Source organism: Arthrobacter sp. 10T413_2, assembly GCF_056394205.1.
Window position 1 is genome coordinate 1 of record NZ_JBFTHK010000344.1, and the last position, 1,395, is coordinate 1,395.

Sequence of the window (1,395 nt, forward strand, 5' to 3'; positions counted from 1 at the left end):
GAACACCTGGGCTCCGGCGGCAGCCTCGTCGGCCCCGGCGCGGAAGCGGTGCAGGCGGTGCTGGCGGCCGCCGCGCCGGGGGACATCGTGCTCACGGCCKGCGCGGGCGACGTCACGGCCTACGGGCCGCAGATCGTCGATGCCCTGACGGTCGAGGCCGCCGGTGGCTAGCACGAGGCGCCCCACCTACYGGGGCGGGACCAAGGCCTCCGGGACCAATGCCTCCGGACCCGGTTCCCGGCCGCCGTCCGGCGGGGCCGGCACGGACGTCATTTCGGCGTCCAAGAGCGCCGGCGACACGGCGGGCGGATACGCGCCGAAGCCGCAGTCCCCCCAGAATTCTCGGAATCCCCAGAACCCACAGAACCCACAGTCCCCCCAGAGCCCGCAGGGCATGCCGGACATCGGGGCTGGCAAGGTGCTGTCCTTCCCGGAACCCAAGGGCAAACGGCGCAAACGCATCCTGCTCAGCACCATTGGCATCATCGCCGTGCTCATCGCCGGGATCGTCGCGGCCGCCGTCTATTCGCCCGTGCTTGCCCTGCGGACGGTCACCGTCGAGGGCACCAGGCTGTTGGGTGCGGATCAGGTCCAGGCCGCCCTGGCGCCGCTCCAGGGCAAGCCACTGCCGCAGATCAGCGAGGACGACGTCGTCGCACTCCTGAAGCCGCTGGTCCAGGTCAAGGACGTCAGTGTGAAGGCCTTGCCGCCCTCCACCCTGCAGGTGCACGTCACCGAGCGCATTCCGGTGGCCCTTGTCAAGCAGGGCGACACCTTCCAGCTGGTGGACGTGGACGGCGTCCAGCTCAGCACCACCAAGGATCCAACCTCKGTCTCGCTCCCGGTGATCGACGGCGGCAGCGGCACCCTGCCCAAGGACCTGTTCCAGGCCATCACCGCGGTGCTGGGAGCGCTGCCGGCGGATGTGCTCGCACGGCTCTCCAACGCCTCCGCCCCCTCCGCCGACGCGGTCGAGCTCAGACTCGTCGACGGGCAGACGATTGTCTGGGGCAACGCGGGGGAGAAGGAGCTGAAGGCACGGGTCCTTGCAGCCCTCCTGAAGGTCCCGGCAGACCCGGCGAACCCCGTGAAGGTCTACGATGTCAGCGTCCCCCGGCACCCCGTCACGCGATAGCCAGCCATCGCTTCCACCCGGCAGGACTACATACAGGGGCTATTTGGCCGGTATTACCGCGACACGCGGCCCCGGTTATTGAATGTCCCCGGCATAGGAAATACCGTCACAGACATGAGTTACTTGACATAACTATAACCTTCAACTCGAAGGTTAAGGTTCAAAGCTTCAAGCACCGCTCCATCAGTTTTCGCATTAGTACACGAACAAGGGACACGTAACGTGGCAGCTCCGCAGAATTACTTGGCCGTCATCAAGGT

1 protein-coding gene is annotated in these 1,395 nt (G+C 66.8%); it reads left to right on the forward strand.

What is annotated here, in order from left to right; translation table 11 throughout:
* Positions 1-163 precede the first annotated feature (163 nt).
* Positions 164-1,135, forward strand: a complete 972-nt coding sequence (locus AC1DBQ_RS23320; RefSeq protein WP_476930752.1) for a cell division protein FtsQ/DivIB — start codon at positions 164-166, stop codon at positions 1,133-1,135.
* Positions 1,136-1,395: the final 260 nt, after the last annotated feature.